Annotated in this window: 15 protein-coding genes; 4 read left to right on the top strand and 11 right to left on the bottom strand. The window is 54.7% G+C overall.

What is annotated here, in order from left to right:
* Nucleotides 1-128: 128 nt before the first annotated feature.
* From FRD01_RS09035 to FRD01_RS08995, 9 genes are all read right to left on the bottom strand, one after another.
* Nucleotides 129-1,175: a PHA/PHB synthase family protein gene (locus tag FRD01_RS09035; protein ID WP_146959065.1), complete on the bottom strand. Its 1,047-nt coding sequence runs from the start codon at nt 1,173-1,175 to the stop codon at nt 129-131.
* A gap of 7 nt (nt 1,176-1,182) precedes the next feature.
* Entirely contained in the window at nt 1,183-2,910 is a 1,728-nt protein-coding gene (locus FRD01_RS09030; protein ID WP_146959064.1) for an AMP-dependent synthetase/ligase, read from the bottom strand.
* Nucleotides 2,911-2,912: 2 nt separating this feature from the next.
* Nucleotides 2,913-3,194 (bottom strand): poly(R)-hydroxyalkanoic acid synthase subunit PhaE, encoded by a 282-nt coding sequence (locus tag FRD01_RS09025; protein ID WP_249756130.1) that lies wholly within the window; start codon nt 3,192-3,194, stop codon nt 2,913-2,915.
* A gap of 64 nt (nt 3,195-3,258) precedes the next feature.
* The gene (locus tag FRD01_RS09020; RefSeq protein ID WP_146959062.1) at nt 3,259-4,083 is read right to left on the bottom strand and encodes a hypothetical protein; all 825 of its coding nucleotides are present in this window, start codon (nt 4,081-4,083) and stop codon (nt 3,259-3,261) included.
* Nucleotides 4,083-5,633 (bottom strand): TIGR04551 family protein, encoded by a 1,551-nt coding sequence (locus FRD01_RS09015; protein WP_146959061.1) that lies wholly within the window; start codon nt 5,631-5,633, stop codon nt 4,083-4,085. The genes FRD01_RS09020 and FRD01_RS09015 overlap by 1 nt, the downstream gene beginning before the upstream one ends.
* Nucleotides 5,630-6,556 carry an alpha/beta fold hydrolase gene (locus FRD01_RS09010; RefSeq protein ID WP_146959060.1) on the bottom strand — a complete coding sequence of 309 codons (927 nt, stop codon included), beginning with the start codon at nt 6,554-6,556 and terminating at the stop codon, nt 5,630-5,632. Before FRD01_RS09010 ends, FRD01_RS09015 begins: the two co-directional genes overlap by 4 nt.
* Nucleotides 6,553-7,479 (bottom strand): hypothetical protein, encoded by a 927-nt coding sequence (locus FRD01_RS09005; protein ID WP_146959059.1) that lies wholly within the window; start codon nt 7,477-7,479, stop codon nt 6,553-6,555. The genes FRD01_RS09010 and FRD01_RS09005 overlap by 4 nt, the downstream gene beginning before the upstream one ends.
* 55 nt (nt 7,480-7,534) lie before the next feature.
* Nucleotides 7,535-8,659 carry a hypothetical protein gene (locus FRD01_RS09000; RefSeq protein WP_146959058.1) on the bottom strand — a complete coding sequence of 375 codons (1,125 nt, stop codon included), beginning with the start codon at nt 8,657-8,659 and terminating at the stop codon, nt 7,535-7,537.
* Complete coding sequence (locus FRD01_RS08995; RefSeq protein ID WP_146959057.1) at nt 8,598-9,158, bottom strand: polyhydroxyalkanoate synthesis regulator DNA-binding domain-containing protein; 561 nt, start codon at nt 9,156-9,158, stop codon at nt 8,598-8,600. The genes FRD01_RS09000 and FRD01_RS08995 overlap by 62 nt, the downstream gene beginning before the upstream one ends.
* 179 nt (nt 9,159-9,337) lie before the next feature.
* Here FRD01_RS08995 and FRD01_RS08990 point away from each other — a divergent pair, with 179 nt between their 5' ends.
* From FRD01_RS08990 to FRD01_RS08975, 4 genes are all read left to right on the top strand, one after another.
* Nucleotides 9,338-9,598 (top strand): hypothetical protein, encoded by a 261-nt coding sequence (locus FRD01_RS08990; RefSeq protein WP_146959056.1) that lies wholly within the window; start codon nt 9,338-9,340, stop codon nt 9,596-9,598.
* A gap of 103 nt (nt 9,599-9,701) precedes the next feature.
* Nucleotides 9,702-10,790, top strand: coding sequence for an alpha/beta fold hydrolase (locus tag FRD01_RS08985; protein WP_146959055.1), 1,089 nt, complete (start codon nt 9,702-9,704; stop codon nt 10,788-10,790).
* Nucleotides 10,787-11,539 carry an SDR family oxidoreductase gene (locus FRD01_RS08980; RefSeq protein ID WP_146959054.1) on the top strand — a complete coding sequence of 251 codons (753 nt, stop codon included), beginning with the start codon at nt 10,787-10,789 and terminating at the stop codon, nt 11,537-11,539. The genes FRD01_RS08985 and FRD01_RS08980 overlap by 4 nt, the downstream gene beginning before the upstream one ends.
* A gap of 39 nt (nt 11,540-11,578) precedes the next feature.
* Nucleotides 11,579-12,685 carry a hypothetical protein gene (locus FRD01_RS08975; RefSeq protein ID WP_146959053.1) on the top strand — a complete coding sequence of 369 codons (1,107 nt, stop codon included), beginning with the start codon at nt 11,579-11,581 and terminating at the stop codon, nt 12,683-12,685.
* A 1-nt stretch (nt 12,686) separates the two neighbouring features.
* Here FRD01_RS08975 and FRD01_RS08970 read toward each other — a convergent pair whose 3' ends face one another.
* Complete coding sequence (locus FRD01_RS08970) at nt 12,687-14,147, bottom strand: vWA domain-containing protein (protein WP_146959052.1); 1,461 nt, start codon at nt 14,145-14,147, stop codon at nt 12,687-12,689.
* Between the two features lie 99 nt (nt 14,148-14,246).
* Complete coding sequence (locus tag FRD01_RS08965; protein ID WP_146959051.1) at nt 14,247-15,773, bottom strand: serine/threonine protein kinase; 1,527 nt, start codon at nt 15,771-15,773, stop codon at nt 14,247-14,249.
* Between the last annotated feature and the right edge of the window lie 78 nt (nt 15,774-15,851).

The following is a 15,851-nucleotide window of genomic DNA, read 5'->3' as shown; positions in this document are numbered from 1 at the left end:
TGGAATCCTCAATTCTAAAGCAAAGAATTTCTTTGGAAATGACAAAAACGAATTCCGGAAAAGTTCAATGGCGCCGATTGCTAAGATAAGTCGAGAACAGGTCCTCAGCTTGAGGCTATGGACGAGTTTTAGCCGTGCATCAGAAGGGTTGGGCACTCTTCGCTCTCATTCTGATCATGGGCTCTCCACCATTGAGAAACGACCGGCCAAAGCGTTGTGGAGGCCTTTCTTGAAACCACAGCACCCACGTGGCCCCCGTTGATCTCAAGAAGCGTCTTGTCTTCGGAACTCACGACCTCGTTCAAAACTGCGGCAGACTCGGCGGGCACAATATTGTCGTGCTTAAAGACAATGTTCAAAAGGGGGCATTGAATCTGGGCCAATTCTACCGCCCGGCCGCGTACGTGATACTCGCCGCGAATCAGCTGATTCTGCCTGTAGAGCGTGTTGATATAGGTCAGGAAGGCTTGCCCTGGGAAACTCACATTATCGTTACCCCAGGTTTCGATCGCGAAGAAACCATCCAGAAACTCATCGTCCTCGGCTTTCTCCCACATATAGGCCAGTTTGGAGAGCGTCATGGTTGGGCGAAGCAGGTGAAACCCAAACTGCATCAGCGGCCAAGGTACGTTTCCAAACGCCGCGACGAGAGCCTCCAAGTCAAGAGGCACTTCACGGCTAAACACGCTCAGGAGGCCTTCGTCCTCAAAGGATACCGGAGCCGCAAGATTGGTGAGGGTAAGGATGTGTTCAGGGTTCAAAGCCGCATGAATGGTGGTCATCAGGCCACCAAGACAATATCCAAGGATGTGGATTTTGGGGTGCCCAGATACCTGACAAGCCTTGCGTATCGCACGCCCAATATAGTCTTGTACGAATGTCTCAAACTCCAGATATCGGTCTTCTCGTCCCGGAGTTCCCCAGTCGATGATGAAGACATCATGCCCCTGTTCCACCAGATACTCGGCAAAGCTCTTACCTGGGATAAGGTCGAGCACGTAGTGACGGTTGATGAGCGAAGGCACCAGAAGTACGGGAGTTCCGGTCGACGACTCAGATCTGTATCGAAGCAGGCGCCACTTATTCTCGGAGAATATGACGTCAGCTGGAGTTTGGCCGACAGGAACCTTTTCATCAACGAGCTTGCGCTTGATATTTAATATTCGAGAGATCATCGTCTACTCACTTATAGAGCTCAGAAATGCGAGGACCAAACTCCTGATAGACCAGGTTGCGTTTGACCTTTAGTGTCGGTGTAAGGAATCCGTTCTCAACACTCAGTGGCTCCTCGAAAACCAAAAAGTCTTTTATCGTCTCATGCTTCGCTAGCTCGCCGTTTACCGCTTCAATTCTAGGTTTTAAGAAGCTTTTGATTTCGTCCGGTGACGCGCTCTTGCCGAGCTTCTTTTCGATCGCTTCTGGGTGGACCCAGACACCGGCTGTCAAATATTTCTCTGCGTCACCAAAGACCACGAGTTGAGCAATAAAGGGGTCATCATTAAATTTTACTTCTATGTTACCAGGGGCAATGTTTTTACCTCCAGCAGTGACAATGATTTCCTTCTTTCGTCCTATGATCTGCAGAAATCCGTCGTCGGTGAATCTGCCAAGATCTCCGGTCTTGAGCCAGCCGTCCTGAGTAAAAGCGTCTCGGGTCGCGCTCGGATCCTTGTGGTAGCCGCCAAAGATGGATTCGCCACGGGCGAGTATCTCGGAGTCTTCCCCAAGTCTGATCTCAACGGAGGGGAGGGGCTTTCCAACGGTATCGAAACGGAATGCATCCGGACGGTTCAATGTCAGAGTTGGGCTCGCTTCGGTAAGTCCATAGCCTTCGATAATGAGGAGCCCGCACTCGTGGAAGAATTCTTTGACTTCGCGTTTGAGGCCGGCACCACCTGAGAGACAGAACTTCAACCTGCCCCCGCTGATTTCTGCCAACTTCTTTGAGCGTGATTTCGCGTCTCGTTCGGTACTGGCGAGTTGGGCTAGCTTCTCGAAATACCTGGGTACGCTCATGAAGACATTGGGTCGAACTTCAGGGAGTCGAGTTAAGACTGTAGCTGGGTCTGAAAGGTAAGACGTAAAGCCCAACGAATTCCCCAAGCATGCTTCGCCAAAACCAAAGATATGACTCATCGGAAGCCAGAGAAGATCCACCGAATTTTCGTCGATCAGAGAGGCATTCGATTGAAGCCAGTCGCGCCCGTTGACGCCGATATTGCGGTGCGTGAGCGGAACGCCTTTTGGCGGCCCTGTAGTTCCCGAGGTGTAAAGCATCACACCGGCTTGGTCCAAAGAGACCTTTTCCATGGTCTGGAAGAATGCATCCGGTCGTTCTGCGATGAGCGCCTGCCCTAGTCTTATCGCATCCTCCCAAACCACAATCCGGGCGCTGAGTTCGGTGACGCTTGGGCATCGTAGGTTTTTGGCTCGTAGGTTGGCCGCCAATTGGCCAAGATCTACGGTGTCGAACAACACAACCTTCTCAACCCTGCCAAGGTCGTCCCACGCGCCGACAACCCGTTCTAAGAGCTCGGCTGAGTCCACAAAGAGCACCCGTGTGTCGCTATGGTCGACGATGTAGCCGATCTGCTCATCGGTACTCGAAGGGTAGATGGGAACCATCACGCCGCCAACCGCTTGGATTCCAAGGGCCGCGGAAATCCATTCAACCCGGTTATTCGCTAGGATTGCAGATCGTTCGCCGGGTTTAACGCCGCTCTCTTGACCGAGTCCAAGCATCAGGTAGGTGCCGATAGCCTGAATCTGTTCGGCAAAGGCTTGCCAAGTCACAGCGCGCCAGTCCTTGCCGTCTGGCACCATAAACCTCGGGCGGGCACGCCTCTCTGGCAGGCTATCGAATACGGCTCGTGGTGCGATTCTAAGGTCGAGATAGGGCGTAATGTCCATGATTACTCACCGCGTGCTTCGAGTTTCTCCTCAAGGTCGAGAATACGGCTTTGAAGCTGGTTGAGCGCGTGGAGGGTACGCTCCTGATCGGTGCGCGTTGGAAGGCCCATCATGGACCACCACTGAGACATGAACTTCTCGGTTTGTGCTTTGGTCTTCATGGAGCCATTGAGCATGTCTCCGGAAGCCTTTAGTACGGCAGGGTTTCGAATCACCTCTTCGAGGTATTTGGCCGTTGTTGCTTCCCACTGATCGAATCCTTTTTTCCACATTTGCCACATCATAAAGTCTCCTTTGCTTTTGGTCATAAAGGACCATAATGAGTTTCATGTTGCACTGCAACATGAATCAAAAACCTAATCGTCTAAACTCGCTAGCTCTTGAGAAATCTAGGTCGGTTTCGCCATCTTCGCTGGCCGCGCGAACCACCTCTCCAAAACATTCGAAAAGCCATGAGACCTGCACCCTGCTTGTGGATGCTCCGACAGCCGGTTGCACCTGCACGAGTGTCTTGACCTGAAGGACATCGGTAAACTCGATCGAGTCCAGCCAGACCTCGCCGGTCTCAGCAACCACCGAGGTATAGGTATCGCGACCCGCATACGGCAGTCCTCGAAACTGGCCATTGACGACCTCACCGACTGATATCCACTCATCACCATTTTCGAGCGGAAATGGGTAGAGGAGCAGCGGCTCGGTGTAGCGCATCTGGGTCAAGGTGTTGCTCTCGGGATCGCTGCTTACGAACCCGTGCAAAAAGAGTCCGTTGTCTGAGTGTGAATAAACTCCGAGTTCCACACCACGAGGGTCAAGAGGTGTTGTGAATTGGGCGCCTGGAAACTCAGACTCGAACCACGTTCCTTCCACGGTCTGAGCCTGAACTTGTAGCTCTCGGTCACTTTGCGAGACTCCTCTAAAGTCCCAAACCCGCGCTCCTGAAGCGTCGCGCAATCCGTTGAGATCGAGCTCAACGGTCGTACCAGGGGCGTTAACCACAAAATTCGCTGGTACTCCAAATCCGGGTGCTAGCTCATCGGCATCAATCCTCCCGTCAAGGTTGGGGAGGCACTCGGGCGTTGCAGGGGCATCCCCATCCCACGGCGCGATAGACACCGGTGGGGTCACATTGTCCGCACATCCTGAGAGCAAGAGAATCAAGAGTAAGTATCGCATCAGAATTGTGTCCAAAGTTGGAGTCTAAGCAGTTGAGCTTCGCTCGCCTCAAGGCCTCGGTTCGGGTTGTTCATCCCAGAAAGTGGCATCAAGATCGCGTAGTCAAGCGCCGCCGAAAAAGCCGTGCCTTCCCATTTGAGCGATGGATTGAGCTCGATTCCAAGCGGCGCTTCTTGTCCCGGCGTGGACGCGGCATTCAGCGCCTGGGAGTAAATGCCAGCGAGCTCGAACCGAAAATTACCTTGGCCGACCTGACCGAAGACGAAGTCTACGTGAGGCCGCACATAAGCGGCATCCGTTACCGTACCGATGATCTCCCGAAAGAGGATCTGGTCGACACGGTAGTCCGGATGAAACTTGAAATTATTGACCGCGTTGTCCGAAGGCAGACGCGACTGAGGACCATCTAGATCGCCTGGCTCAGCGGGAGAATCAAAAGGTCCAGGATTGACTCCGAACCCCGGTGCACCATCTCCACTTGCGATGCCCGCATCCACCCCAAAGCTCGCCCACCACTCCTTTCTGCCAAACTCGGTTTGGAGCGCAGCACCCCATTGATTCGTCGTCAGCGGTTCGGGGTAGATGACTCCCGGAAGAAGAGATGCATCCTCAATTTCTCCACCGACGTATACAGCCTCAAGCTCCACGCGGCCCCACGCAGAATCGAAGCGCAACCACATATCGGTGGCCCACGCGCTAAGATTCCGAGGTACGACCGGGGTTTCGGTGCTCGTCGTGTTGGGCAGATACCAACTCGGTGTGTCTGCGGTCTGCCAACGATACGAAAACGTCAGTCCGTAGTTGAAGGTAGCTCTCTCGGCATTCCTCCGCCGCTCCAAGGTTTGGGGAGTGTCGTAGTTCAAGAATGCGAATGTGAGCGCTTTGACGTCGTCTGAGGGCTCAATGTCTACATACCGCTGCTGGCGCTGCTCCACCCATGGTCCCACGTAACCAATATCATAGGCAGCGGCCAGGATATGGCCTCCGATCGGGGTGATAAACGCGATGCGGTCCGCAGCATCTCCGGAGTCGCACTCAAGGCAGTCTCCCGCGTTGGCCAAAATCCCTAACCCCCAATGGGCTCCCATGCGTCCCACGCTCAAGAGACCGAACGGTGTCAAGACTTCGGCCCAGGCACGTTTGACGCTCAGTAGCGTTGGGTCTTGAGTTGTGGTGGTTTGGGGCGGTCCGGATGGGGTCGAGCCAAGCGAGAGGTTATCGATCACGTCTAAACGTGCCTTAACGGCCACGTCTCCGAGCGGCGAGTAGATCGAGATATCGGTCCTGAGCCTCATGTCAGAGGTGGTTAGAGTTTGGCCACCTGATAGCGGCACCGGATAGAGTGGGAGCCCCGACGGCGTCAGCCCATGGTCGAGGTCCAAATTGTTCAAGACTTCGCCTCGCCAACGAAAATATCCGTCAACTTCAACACGCTCTTGGGCGTGAAGGATATCGTACCCAAGGGTTGAGAGGCTTGGGGCCTGCTCCGCTGCGGCGGCGCCCGTGAAAGTTAGCACGACCATAGCGGCACTAAGGCGGCTCAGCTTCATGGGGCCTCCGGTGCAAGCAAGAATTCAAGCAGGTCTCGGGTCGACTGCTTTGCCGCTTCGATCATCGGAAAGTGGCCACATTGTGGATAGATGACGAGCTCGGCGTTCGGCAGGTCCCGTGCCAGTCGCTCTCCGAACTCAAGCCGCGTTACAGCATCGTTCTCGCCCCAGAGCAAAAGAGTGGGTTGTTCGATAGTCTTGTATTGGTGCTGCCAATCCTCATAGGTCTGACCGCGCACGGCCTCAAGGGCAGCCGCGGTCACGCCAGGAATGGCGAGGTCAGTCTCCACCGTGTCCACGAGCTCTTGGGTCACATACCTTGGGTCGTAGAACGCTCCTGCAATCTTGTCCTGCGGGCGCTCTCGATACCAGAGGGCAAACATCATATCGCCGAGGAATGGCGCGCGCGCCCACTGAAAAAATGTTGGGAGCTGTTCGTAATAGACCCAGGCGTCGTAGAGGGCGAGCTTGTCCACCTTTTCGGGCTCTTGGAGGGCTAACTTAAGTGCCACTGAAGCTCCCCACGAGTGTGCGACGACCTCAAAAGTCTGAGCGCCCACATGTTCCATGAGCGCGTTCACAATGCGGGCCTGTGCCGCCGGTGAGTAGTCGCCAGGGGCTCGGTCGCTATAGCCAAAACCCTTGAGATCGAGTGCAATCACACGGCGGTGCTTTGCGAGTGGCCCAATCACGGTGTTCCAGGCGTCCAATGAAGAGGCGAACCCGTGAATCAGCACCACGGCCGGGCCTTCCCCTGCCTCCAGATAATGAATCCGCGACCCCTCGAGCTCCACGTAATGTGTGACCCCGACATCCTTTTTGCCGCTCGGAGGAGCGTCGGGGATCGGGCCGTTATGAAAACTCAAACAACCTTGCAGAAGTCCCGCCAAGACTAAGAGATGAATGGAGTGGGCGAGTTTCAAGGGGCGATCCTCCGGATCTCGGAGGGGCTCGAGAACTCGATATCGCTTTCATTGTCTGACGACCGAACGGTGCCCACCGTGCCAAAACACTCCGAAACCCAGACATATTGCCGCGTGGTGGTGGTGACGAAGCCCACAACCCTCTCCAGATCAACGCGAAGCCTGGTCACAGGGAAGTCAGCGAAAGGCGTTTTGAGAATGCCTTGGCCTGCCTCACGCGTGACGTAGGTTTCGTCGTAGAGGGAGAATACCCCAAGCGCCGTGCCACTGACAGATGACTCAGTTTCCCACTGTGAACCTTCCTCGATTGGAAACTTCAAAACTTCAACAGGTGGGTCGTACTCAAGTTTGGTCTGTGTGAAGCCTTCTTCTGGAGAGGCCACTCCTAAGAGTTCGAGCCCTGTCTCACTGCTCTTGAAGATTCCCAAGAGGTCCGAGTCAGCGCTGAGCTGGGTCACGTAGGTTGCGTCCGGGAAATCAGCTGAAAACCAGAATGAATCGGGCTCCTGAAGCTCTACGATAGTGAGCGAGTCGCCGTCAAAGTCTCCGCTCAGATCCCAAACAGACTCTCCTTCTACTTCTTCTGGCGCGGTATTGAATTCGGCACGCGTGGAGACCTTGAACTTGGCGTTGAGGCCCGCGCGTAGGGTGACCTCGTCACGCTCGATTACCCCATCACGATTCGGTACACAGTTGCCGGGCTGGCCCTGGTCTTCTGTGTTTTGGTCTTGTCCGGAGTCTTCGAGAGCCATATCCGGCCCCACCTGCATATCCGAGGTGCTGTCTAGACCCATGTCTTGAGTGCCGGCGTCTTCACCCAAATCATCTTCATAAAGCTCGCGAGGGCCGTCAGCATCAATACATGCTGTGCCTGGGGCGCCCAAGAGCAGCGTTGAGATCAACAATATTAACCGTGTGTTCATGAAGACATAGGGGGTTACGTTGCACTGCAACAAATTCGAGCGGACCCTAAACAGTTCAACTTTTTGTGTCAAGTGTTTGTTGCGGTGCAACATCAGGCGATCTCAGTAGCCATAAGCCACTCAACAAAAGGCAAAATCCGTAGAAAATAGCGAGCTTCAAAACGGTGTAAGCGTGAAGAGGAAGCGTCAAAGCCACAGTGAAAGGTAAAGCCAGTAGCAGCGCTTTTCGGCCGTACGTTTTTATGGCCCAAAGAAGAAGCGGTATGACCAGCAGATATGAATAGAAGCCTAGTCGCGGCCAGAAGAGAAGGGTTGCCGAGGCCCAGACCCACGCGTCGGGCCGTTTTCGAACGTGCCACGCACCAACACCCCAAGCGAGCGCCCCGGGCAGCACGAGCCAAGGCGATGCGGTTCCGAGGTCAAAGCTCGTCCAATAGACTCGAATGGATTGTACGAGCTCGCGCCAGGGCTCAATCTCGGACGCGTAGAAAATCCACCCGCAGGCCAAAGTTCCGAGCGCGCCTATCAGAAGTCCAGACACCAACTCCCATCGCTTGGACGTTGCGGCCACCCACGCCGTGGCGATGCCCCAAAAGGGTTTGAACATAAGCAGAACGCCGAGTACAACCCCCGCAATCAACCCTGCAATCTTGTTTCTAAATCTCCCTTTTTGCTCGCCAATCCAAAGGACGAACGCGAAGATCGCGAACATGTACGTAGAGAGATTTCCAACGAAAAAGTCGGTGATAAATGGGTCGAAAAACGCGAGACCAAGCACCAAGAGTGGCCAGGGCGGGAGCTCCTTTAGCTTCTTTGCGATGGCCCAAATCGAAAACGCCGCGAGTCCGCCTCGCAAGACCGAATCGATACCCACCAAGACTTGTTTTGGCGCTCCAAAGATCACCTCGGTGAGTGGATGCAGCCCCGGGAAATACACATACGGAAAGCCGTCATATGTCGGTGATTTGGAGATCTCGCTATAGGGGCTCAATCCCTGCTCAATCACATCCGCGGCAGCAAAATACGCACTCATATCCTGAGGAATGCCACCCAGTGCCCGATAATACGCGATCGCAAAAATCCCGAGAAACCACCCGAAGACCAAAACTCGCTCAGGACTAGGTTTTTGAGCGTCCTCTGGGCTTTTCGGCGAGCCCTTTGATGAGTTCTTTGAGTTCATTGATTTCGTCTCGGAGGGAATCGATCTCGTTTTCTTCTTCGCGCGGAGCCTCAGCTACATCCTTTTCATTTTTGAGCTTTCCGCGCACCAGATTCAAGCCCCCACGCGCCATGTTTAAAGGCATCGTGGCCATCTGTGCATAGCGCCCCAAGAACTCCTGGTAGGCATCTGCCCCTGTGGCTACCCGTGCCTGTTTCATGGCGTAGTAGATGTCCAGAGACCAGGTCAGGTAGAGGCTCATGAACTCAGCCAGCGCATCGTCTTCCATTCGGACCATTTGCGTGAGCAACGGGACTGGAAGCAGTTTGGCTGCACCTCTCGACTCCACAACAATCTGCGCGAGTGTCGCCTGAGTTAAATCCTGATCACTCTGGGCGTCTATCACCTTGACGTCATGCCCTTTTCGAATGAGCTCCGCGAGCTCATCAAGCGTGATGTACCGGCTATCATCGGTGTCATATAGACGTCTGTTTGTGTATTTCTTGATCAACTTAACCATTTCAAATTCCGAGGCTCTTTGAGGGATACCTTCTCTGTGTAACTAGAATCGATGCGAGTTCCAAGCGGATTTTTGTGCAATGCAACGAAAATCACTTGACGAGTGCTATTTGGGTTCTTATGTTGCACTGCAACACAAAAGTGAACCTATGCATGGTGCACTGCAAAAGGAGGCCCGAAATGGCAGCAAAAACAGAGACAACTCAAGCGAACGATTTTTTCCACAAAGCAAACGCTGACACCATGGAGCGCATGACTACGGCGTTCGAAGAAGCCGCAAAAATGCAGCGTCAGTCGGTGGATCAGGCGATGAAGCAATTCGACGAGATGAGCAAGATTTTCAAGTCGACCGTGAACTACCAGCTCGAACTACAAGAGCAAATGCGTCAGACCATGCTCGAGAACGCTAAGCGAAGTGTCGAGTTTATGACTATGAAATGAGGTCCCGGGGTACGTGGGTTTCAGCAGACACTTTAACCTTGTCCGGGACCTCATTTCGTACCCAAGTGCTCACCTTTTTCTAACTTCGAATTCAGGAAATTCTATGAGTATTGCACCCACACCACGTGATGTGGTCATGCGCGATGGCACCGCCGAGTTGACACGGTTTAGGCCAGTGGTGGCCAACCCCGGTCCGGTGGTCCTTCTGGTTCCGTCGCTTATCAACCGCTGGTACGTGATCGATCTTCACGAGGAAGCGAGCCTTGTAAAGGCGTGTGTCGAGGCGGGCCTCGATACGTACTGCTTGGATTGGGGCGTGCCGCGTGACGAAGACCGCTACCTAAACTGGGACGATGTACTTGCACGCCTTGGTCGCGCGTTCCGAAAGGTCTTGAGAGTGACCGGAGAAGACAAGATCGGTGTGCTTGGGTATTGCATGGGAGGCACGCTGACCGGCATCTACACAGCCCTAAACCCAGAACACGTTGCCTCATTCGTTAACCTAGCCGGGCCCTTTGATTTCGAGCATGCCGGCGTCTTGGGTGAAATGACGGACCCGCGTTGGTTTGACCCTGAGGTGATAGCGCAGGCGGGCAATGTTGCGCCGCAACAAATGCAATCTGGTTTTGTGTCGATGCGTCCGACTTCGCAGATTTCAAAATGGGTTTCGTTCGCGAACAAGGCGCACGACCCGGTGTTCCGTGACTCTTTTGAGGCTTTGGATACATGGGCCTCAGACAACATACCATTTCCGGGTGCGGCATATGTGACCTATATCAAGGAGCTCTACCAGGAGAACAAGTTGGTTAAGGGCGAGCATTGGGTGCACGGCAAGCGCGTCGATCTGAGCCAGATTACATGCCCAACGCTGACCATCGCGACTTCGAGCGACCATATTTGCCCACCGTTGGCAGCTCAGGGGTTGCACGATTCGGTGGGAGCCGAGGACAAACGCATGGTCACCGTCAAGGGAGGCCACGTTGGGGCTGTGGTTGGCTCGAGGGCAAAAACAGACCTCTATCCAATCATCACGGATTTCTTCTTGGAAACCCTGGAGAAATCACCGAAAAAGTCTCGGGTAGCACTGGTGGATGAGCCACCCAAAGATCCAGCACCTGAAAGTGTTGAAGTAGCAGAAGACGCTCAGAAAACTTCGAAAGCATCGCCAAAGCGGCGAGGAGGAAAGTCATGAATTTGAAAGAAATGAATGTGATTGTGACCGGCGCAGCAAGCGGCCTTGGACGTTGTTTCGCGCTGAATTTGGCGCAGGCCGGTGCCGGGGTCGTGGCGTTCGACATGAACAAAGAGGGTCTCGATGCACTCGAAGCTGAGTCGGACCGCATCGTTGGGTTCGTTGGCAGTGTGACCAGCGAGGACGACGTGAAGGCGTCAGTGCAAACGTGCGTTGAGAAGTTTGGTGCCGTTCATGGTGTGGTTAATAACGCGGGCATCTTCCGTGACGGCCTCCTCGTGCGCGTGGACCGAAAGACGGGCGAGCTCCACACGATGTCTCTCGATGACTGGAATGCAGTGATCGACGTTGACCTGACTGGACCCTTCCTCTTTGCTCGTGAGGTCGCAGCACAGATGATTCGCGACAATAACGGCGGAGTCATCGTGAATATCTCCTCGTGCTCTCGGCATGGAAACCGCGGTCAGTCGAACTACTCGGCAGCAAAAGCGGGGCTCGTGGCTGATACGAAGCTCTGGGGTGAGGAGCTCGCAAAGCATGGGATTCGTGTAGGCGCCGTGGCACCTGGATTTGTGCAGACCCCGATTCTGGATGGCATGCGTCCAGAGATGCTCGAGAAGATGGTCTCGAAGGTGCCTCTTGGTCGTGTCGCGAAGCCAGAAGAGATCTTCCAAGCCGTTCGGTTCATCTTTGAGTGTGATTACTTTACCGGCCGTTGCATCGATGTGGACGGTGGGATTACGATGTAGACGCACAAGCGCCCTCTAGTCGCTTGGTACGGGCGTAGAATGAAAGATGAACAGCAAAAGCTCGGGCTCACCCTAGTTCTACTCCTAATCCTGGCCACGGCTTGTGAAAAGCCGACTGCGCCACCGGAGCCTCCAGCGCCGACAGCGCCGACAGCGCCTCAAAAGGGCGCGGACATCTTCGAATGGGCAGCTGGCGCCAAGATGGTAGCCGCAGCCGACCTCAACGCGGATCAAAAAGACGAATGGGTGGTTGCCACGCCTAACGAGCTGCGCGTCGTGGACTCCGCTGGCGTCGTACTCGCCACGACCAAGATTCAGGGGGGGCCTCAGGTTTTGACGACCGTACAAATCGACAATCAAGATAAGATCGTGCTCGCAACTGGCTTGACCGTGGAAAGGCGGGAGGCTCAAGCCCGTGTGGAGCTCTTTGAGCTCAAGGGGGGCAAGCTCGTTTCCGACACGATTTGGGAGATGGGGCCGGCGGCACAGCGCCAAGAGATTGCGACGGTTGTCCAACGTGCGGATGGTCGGCTTCTCATCGCCCACTACAAGACCCGATTTGAGGTAGAGGCCCGCACCGCGAGGCGAGCCGGCACGCAATGGGAGTTTGAACCTCTCGGGGCGTTTCGGATGGCAGCGGCCTGGGCCGTGGGTAATCTCAACGCGGACCCTATTGAAGATGTCTTTGTGGGCACCATCTACGGCAGTGCGGGGGTTGAGCCCGGTGGGGCGTTTCAGCTCAATCCCGATGGGACCAGGGTTCCGATTGAAACGGTTAGGGGAGTGCGAGCGTTGGAGTTCGTAGAATTTCCGAACGAGGCACCCTTTGTGGCCTTCGCAGATGGTTGGCATCAGAAGTACCGAGATAACGCGGAGCCCAGGCTGAGTGTTTTGACTTCAGAAGGCTCAAGTCTGAGCGCCAAACCACTGCACGTCTTTGAAGACGAATTGGATTTCGTTGTGTGGGAAATCACACCCGACCCGAAGACCAAATCTCTACTCGCCCGCACCAACACAGCGCTTTATCGGGTAGGGATAAATGGCGAGAGCACACGATTGGCTTCGGGTGTGGAAGATGCAGCCCTAAATTCGGATGGGGAGATTCTGGTGGTGGGCGCGGTCCCTCAGGTCCTTGAGTCGAAGTAGACTAGAAGTTCACTTCGCTTTGGATGGAGCCATTCGCGTAGTTGAACTTCTCCTTGATCAGCCACTTTCCTTCGTAACTTTTGGCTTCGATCACTCTGAGCTTTTCTGCCGTCCGAAGAAGGTCTTTATTGACCCTGTCAAAGGCCGCGCTCTCAATGCCGTATCGTTTCAGGAATTCCCTGTTGATGGCCTCTTGCCTCTCAAGTGTCTGTGCTGCTCGTTCCTTTTGATAGGAGTCGAAGAGTTCCATCGCGGTCCGAACAGATTCGGACGTCTCGATCTGCTTTAGCCGGGTCAACACGGGTTCTTCCACCATTTCTGACCCGTATCCCATGGTGAGGTCCATCGAGTGAGTTAGGAATTTTGTACCTTCGCTGTGTGTGACCTCAACCTTTAGGACTGCACCGTTTTCGATGAGTGCTTTGGGGTTTAGGACCTCGAGCTCCACAAAGGCGCTGCGATGATTTCCGGCCGGGAAATCTCCAATGTAGATCTCTCCTTCGCGTGAAGAATACTTCGTGACCGCGCCTCCCACCGAGTTCGTGATGGATATGAATTCAGGCGTTGTGATTTTCACGCGCACGTTGTTCGCCAACGTTTTTTTCATAGATCCAAGTTCTTTAGCTAACACGTCTGAAATCTCGTTGGAGTTGCCCACAAAGTAGTAGGAGCCACCGCCCTGGTTCGCGATCTCTTCCATAAGCCGTGCGTTGTAGTCCAGACCAAGTCCGATCGTTGAGATCGTCAGGTTCTTACTCTCGCGCAGAGCTCCAGCGCTTTGTGCAAGCTGGACAGGATCTACCACGCCCACGGACGGATTTCCGTCCGAGATCAGGATGACTCGGCGCACAAACTCACCACTGGATTCGGCCATCGCCAAACCCGCACTGGTGAACCCTTCTCCAATATTGGTTCCGCCCTGGGCATAGGTCGAATTTAGCTCGGCGAAGATCGTCGCTTTGTGCTCTTGGGTTGCGGCCGCTGGCGGAACTTCAAGCGAGGCCTGGTCTGAGTATGTCACGAGTGAAACTCGGTCGTTTGAGTCGAGCCCGACCACAAGTGTTCGCGCTGCCTGCAACGCGTCGTTGAGCTTGTTTGAGTCGTTCATCGATCCTGAAATATCGAGAACAATGGTGACGTCGACAGGGGCTGACTGCACCTCAAGGGTGTCCACGGCTTGAAGGGCTAGCGCAGCATAGAACGTGCCGGGCTTGTCGGTCTGGATGTGCGAGAGCTGGGCGCCATACATGATGGACCCACTTTTACGGTCAAGTGCGACAAGTTTTTCTGTGGTCGGCTCAACCGTGTCCTGAATGGTCAACAAGTCAGCGCGCTCCGCAGGCACTTCCTCGAAGTACTTCTCATTAACCTCTTGGACCATTTGATAGGTGAGAAATGGACCCCAGATCGCAAGGGCAATAGCGACGGGGTAGAATCTTTTGAGTTTGAATAAGGCTGTCATAGCGGCTCCTCGTTGGTGTTAGGAGACCACTATCCGTGTTGTGAATGAACCTGAGTGAAGTGTCAGGTGAAAATCTTGTGAAACGTGCTTAGGACAGCTTCAGGAGAAGAATTCTTTGTAATCTGGAAAGAATTCGAACTCGCCTACCTCGCGATAGCGTTTTGCACGCACGATGAGCAATGCATCGAGTGCGAAAGCAAGGGTTGCAATGAGGATGGTGCCGAGTGAAAGCCCGAAAATGATGAGGATAATCGCGCCCTTCTTGGTTTGGCCAAATGCCAGGTGGGCCACGCCTGGGACGAAGAGAGAAACCCCGAGGATGACCTTTTGCGCCATGGTCAGGACCAGGGGTGGCCGTGCTTGTACCCATTGACCACTCTGGGGTGCCTGTGGCCAAGAACCGCTCGCTGAAGGCACCGGCGGCTGCGCTTGAGGCCAAGAACCGCTCGAAGACGCTTGTGGCCACGAACCACTCGCCGCCGCCTGCGGCCAAGACCCACTGGAAGATGCTTGAGGCCACGTACCGCTATTGGAGGCATTTTGGGGTTGAGGAGCCCACGGGTTGGCCGCCTGGTCTGTCTGAGGTGCCTGGAAGTTTTGAGAAGTAACTGGGGCTTCTTCAAAGCCCTCTGGCTTTGCTGAGGGGGTTACCTGAGGTGCTGGTAGGGGCAAATCCCGAGTGTTGATACGATGCATCACCGTTGAGTCACCATCAGGCGAAACAGGCATGCTTGCAGGCGTCTGAGACGTAGCCAGCATGGTTTCATCTACCTCGGCTACATTCTCATTCCAGTGCACGAGGTCTCTGAGCACCGCAGCTGCACTCGAGTACCTAATCCGAAGGTCCTTTGCTGTCATGCGCTCGACGATATCACGGAGCTTGCCCGGGACGTTGAGGTCAGTGGGCAGGATATTAGGTGAGTGTGAGAGCTGCTGCTCGAGAATCTCAAGTCGGTCGCGCCCTGGAAGTGCCTTTCTCCCCGTCAAAAGCTCAATCGCCACCATTCCCAACGCGTAGATATCGCTCGGTGGGCCTACGGCTTGCCCGCGAATCTGCTCGGGCGACATATAGCGTGGCGTTCCGATCAAGGTCCCAGCTGCCGTTAAATCTTGCCCCGGCTTCGCACTCTGACCAAACGCCTTGGCAATGCCGAAGTCCAAGACTTTTACGTAATCATCGTCGCGCAACATAATATTGTTGGGTTTGATATCGCGGTGCAAAATCCCCTGAGCGTGAGCGGCCTGGAGGGCCTGACAAATCTGCTGCAGCACCAAGGCCACCCGAGCTGCCTCCATGCGCCCGTGGTCCCTCAAATGCTCAAAAAGACTGCGGCCCTCCACGTACTCAAAGGCCATATAGAGCAGCCCGTCTGGGTCGCGCCCGTGCCCATAGAGCCGGATGATGTGGTTTTCATTGAGGGCGCTCAGGACCTGAGCTTCTCGTTGGAAGCGATCGGCGAGCGAATCATCTGCACGCGACGTCAGGACTTTGAGGGCAACGATCTGATTTGTCTGAGTATCCGTCGCGCGATAGACACGCGAAAATCCACCCTCGCCTATGGTGGCGTCAATCCGGTATCGACCTTCGAATAAGTCGCCCGGGACAGGTGGTATGGGGTCGCCCATGGAACTCGCTCGCGTAATAGAACCATAGTGAAGGAAATCAAACGCTTTCGCAACTGCCGACCCAGCATTGATCTTGAG

The organism is Microvenator marinus (assembly GCF_007993755.1).
Lineage (GTDB): Bacteria > Myxococcota_A > Bradymonadia > Bradymonadales > Bradymonadaceae > Allomicrovenator > Allomicrovenator marinus.
Note: the sequence above shows the minus strand (reverse complement) of the source record. Positions and strands in the feature narration are given on the sequence as shown.

Excerpts from the sequence above, each read along its gene's own strand:
- FRD01_RS09035 (WP_146959065.1), bottom strand. The coding sequence starts at position 1,175 with ATGATCTCTCGAATATTAAATATCAAGCGCAAGCTCGTTGATGAAAAG.
- FRD01_RS09030 (WP_146959064.1), bottom strand. The coding sequence starts at position 2,910 with ATGGACATTACGCCCTATCTCGACCTTAGAATCGCACCACGAGCCGTA.
- FRD01_RS09025 (WP_249756130.1), bottom strand. The coding sequence starts at position 3,194 with ATGATGTGGCAAATGTGGAAAAAAGGATTCGATCAGTGGGAAGCAACA.
- FRD01_RS09020 (WP_146959062.1), bottom strand. The coding sequence starts at position 4,083 with ATGCGATACTTACTCTTGATTCTCTTGCTCTCAGGATGTGCGGACAAT.
- FRD01_RS09015 (WP_146959061.1), bottom strand. The coding sequence starts at position 5,633 with ATGAAGCTGAGCCGCCTTAGTGCCGCTATGGTCGTGCTAACTTTCACG.
- FRD01_RS09005 (WP_146959059.1), bottom strand. The coding sequence starts at position 7,479 with ATGAACACACGGTTAATATTGTTGATCTCAACGCTGCTCTTGGGCGCC.
- FRD01_RS09000 (WP_146959058.1), bottom strand. The coding sequence starts at position 8,659 with ATGAACTCAAAGAACTCATCAAAGGGCTCGCCGAAAAGCCCAGAGGAC.
- FRD01_RS08995 (WP_146959057.1), bottom strand. The coding sequence starts at position 9,158 with ATGGTTAAGTTGATCAAGAAATACACAAACAGACGTCTATATGACACC.
- FRD01_RS08990 (WP_146959056.1), top strand. The coding sequence starts at position 9,338 with ATGGCAGCAAAAACAGAGACAACTCAAGCGAACGATTTTTTCCACAAA.
- FRD01_RS08985 (WP_146959055.1), top strand. The coding sequence starts at position 9,702 with ATGAGTATTGCACCCACACCACGTGATGTGGTCATGCGCGATGGCACC.
- FRD01_RS08980 (WP_146959054.1), top strand. The coding sequence starts at position 10,787 with ATGAATTTGAAAGAAATGAATGTGATTGTGACCGGCGCAGCAAGCGGC.
- FRD01_RS08975 (WP_146959053.1), top strand. The coding sequence starts at position 11,579 with ATGAAAGATGAACAGCAAAAGCTCGGGCTCACCCTAGTTCTACTCCTA.
- FRD01_RS08970 (WP_146959052.1), bottom strand. The coding sequence starts at position 14,147 with ATGACAGCCTTATTCAAACTCAAAAGATTCTACCCCGTCGCTATTGCC.
- FRD01_RS08965 (WP_146959051.1), bottom strand. The coding sequence starts at position 15,773 with ATGGGCGACCCCATACCACCTGTCCCGGGCGACTTATTCGAAGGTCGA.